Annotated in this window: 5 protein-coding genes; 4 read left to right on the forward strand and 1 reads right to left on the reverse strand. The window is 39.6% G+C overall.

Annotated elements, in window-relative coordinates:
* The first annotated feature begins 134 nt into the window (after window positions 1-134).
* From R7Q11_RS24585 to R7Q11_RS24595, 3 genes are read left to right on the forward strand one after another with little or no spacing between them, the layout of a single operon-like run.
* On the forward strand, window positions 135-527 hold the full coding sequence (locus R7Q11_RS24585) for a type II toxin-antitoxin system RelE/ParE family toxin (protein WP_224723981.1): 393 nt from the start codon (window positions 135-137) through the stop codon (window positions 525-527).
* Window positions 517-804, forward strand: a complete 288-nt coding sequence (gene nadS / locus R7Q11_RS24590) for a NadS family protein (protein WP_029946694.1) — start codon at window positions 517-519, stop codon at window positions 802-804. The genes R7Q11_RS24585 and nadS overlap by 11 nt, the downstream gene beginning before the upstream one ends.
* Before the next feature lie 16 nt (window positions 805-820).
* Window positions 821-991, forward strand: coding sequence for a hypothetical protein (locus R7Q11_RS24595; protein WP_005398424.1), 171 nt, complete (start codon window positions 821-823; stop codon window positions 989-991).
* Between the two features lie 234 nt (window positions 992-1225).
* Here R7Q11_RS24595 and R7Q11_RS24600 read toward each other — a convergent pair whose 3' ends face one another.
* The gene (locus tag R7Q11_RS24600; RefSeq protein ID WP_031819061.1) at window positions 1226-1441 is read right to left on the reverse strand and encodes a hypothetical protein; all 216 of its coding nucleotides are present in this window, start codon (window positions 1439-1441) and stop codon (window positions 1226-1228) included.
* Window positions 1442-1599: 158 nt separating this feature from the next.
* On the opposite strand from R7Q11_RS24600, the gene R7Q11_RS24605 reads away from it, so the two are divergent.
* On the forward strand, window positions 1600-1848 hold the full coding sequence (locus R7Q11_RS24605; protein ID WP_005398517.1) for a hypothetical protein: 249 nt from the start codon (window positions 1600-1602) through the stop codon (window positions 1846-1848).
* Window positions 1849-1983 lie beyond the last annotated feature (135 nt).

Genomic DNA, 1983 nt, shown 5'->3' on the forward strand with positions numbered 1-1983 from the left:
GACCATGCAAGTAAACAACTTGACGCAGCAGCTCCAGTCGTTGGAAAAGCAATACAGCAAGAGCAGTCGTTAGCACGACAAAATCGCAGAGGTCGAGGTTTCGGATTTAATCGTTAATACATTTGAAAATACGCTTGCCAGGAGTACAATGTACTCCTATTCTTTTGGGAGAGGATCGGGTTATTAGCTACGCATTAGAGTTTATTGAAACGCCATTGTTTGAATCTCAGCGAAAAGAGATGCTCACGGATGAAGAGTTTCGAGCGTTGCAGTCAGACATCATCAAAAACCCAGAAATGGGATCGTTGATTGTCGGAACGGGAGGGCTAAGAAAAGTTCGCCTTGCTGGAGAATCGACAGGTAAGAGTGGTGGTTATCGAACGATTTACTTACTGATCCAACCTGATGTTGTCTATTTGGTGTTGCTGTACAAGAAAGGGAGAAAGGACTCTTTAACTCAGAAAGAGAAGAATCTCCTTAAAGAAGTGTCGAGGTCGATTAAGAGAGAGTATGACAATGAGCAATAGTATTTTTGATGAACTTTATACATCGATGAAGCAAGCCGAAGCGATTGCAAAAGGAGAGCAGACTCCTGCGAATGTCACTCGTTATGAGATTGCCGATGTTAAAGCGATCCGAGCACAACTGGATGTCAGCCAAAAAGAGTTGGCACAAGCGATGGATGTGAGTATTGATACCGTGAAAAGTTGGGAGCAAGGACGGAGAAATCCGACAGGTTTAGCAAGCAAAGTCCTAACTCTACTCTCTAAAGAGCCAGAGCTTTATGCGAAGTTTTCAGTTTAAAGATTAAGAGGTGTCTATGAGTGCAGCTGTTACTTTTGAGCAATTCTGTCAGCGTTACGAGTACGATCCGAGAAGTTCGTTATCTCGATTTGAATATGAGAAGTACAAAGAGAAGAAGTACAAAGAGAACTTAGAGATAGCTAACGAGCTGATCACCAAAGATGCCATCGATAAGATGAAAACATAGAAAAAACGCCCTTAGAGGGCGTTTTTTGTTTCAATCGAACTGCGAACTTTTTGTCCTGTAAATCGCTCTGAAAGCGTCACAAACTTACAGCCCGATTTCTGGCTAATTAGGTAAGGATAAGTGCTTAAAAACGCTCCAGGAGCGTTTTGAGAGCGTCAGATTGGCGTTTTGAGATGCTAAGTCGGCTATTTAACGTAATAGGAATAATAATCACCACCACAACGTTATGTTGCTTTAAATTATGAGCTTCTTTGCTTCGATTTGAAGCCATTCAAATGTGTTTTTGGGCTCTCCATGCATTTCCATTTGATGCCAAAGTTTTTCAAATGACAAAATAGTGACTTGTAGAGCAACTTCTTCATTTCCAATTTCCATTGTTAAATTTTCGAGAAGTTTAATCGTATGAGCATCTACTAAAGTGTCGTATTTTTTTATTTTACACAAAGCCATAACGCAATACTCACAAAGTGTTGATATGCATGTAACTTTATAATAGTGCTCAATTGCGTATATAGTGGTTTTTTTTGGCCTAAGTCTATTAAGAACGTTCAATTGCTCACACAAACCTAGTCTTAAATATGATGTGTATGAGATAAATGGGATAAAGCGTGAAACTAAAAATTTATTTTAAAACATCGAATAACAAAGGCTTTGAAATCGCATCATATCAAGAACATTACGAGACAATTGTTGCTCAATGGCTTTCGTTAGGTCGTACACTAGAATCGAGTTCTTTTTTCCTTGTGCTGTACGATGATGATGGTAAGTGTGTAGATGCCAAATATCTTTCAAAAAATAATTTTAGTCGATTGCTGATAGAGTGGGACTGCTTTGGTTTAAAAGAAAGTAATGAGTAATTTAACGTAACACTCGTTGTGCGAACTGAACGATAGAACGCAAAAGGTTGCCCAAACCGGCGACCTTTTTTACATCTGGCAGATACGAAAAACGCCTCCCAATGGGAGGCGTTTTTCTTGAGGACGTTCATTACC

The sequence above is a fragment of the Vibrio sp. 970 genome (assembly GCF_033339075.1).

What these genes read in the sequence shown, in the direction of transcription:
- R7Q11_RS24600 (WP_031819061.1), bottom strand. Translation starts at nt 1,441, where the DNA reads ATGGCTTTGTGTAAAATAAAAAAATACGACACTTTAGTAGATGCTCAT.
- nadS (WP_029946694.1), top strand. Translation starts at nt 517, where the DNA reads ATGAGCAATAGTATTTTTGATGAACTTTATACATCGATGAAGCAAGCC.
- R7Q11_RS24595 (WP_005398424.1), top strand. Translation starts at nt 821, where the DNA reads ATGAGTGCAGCTGTTACTTTTGAGCAATTCTGTCAGCGTTACGAGTAC.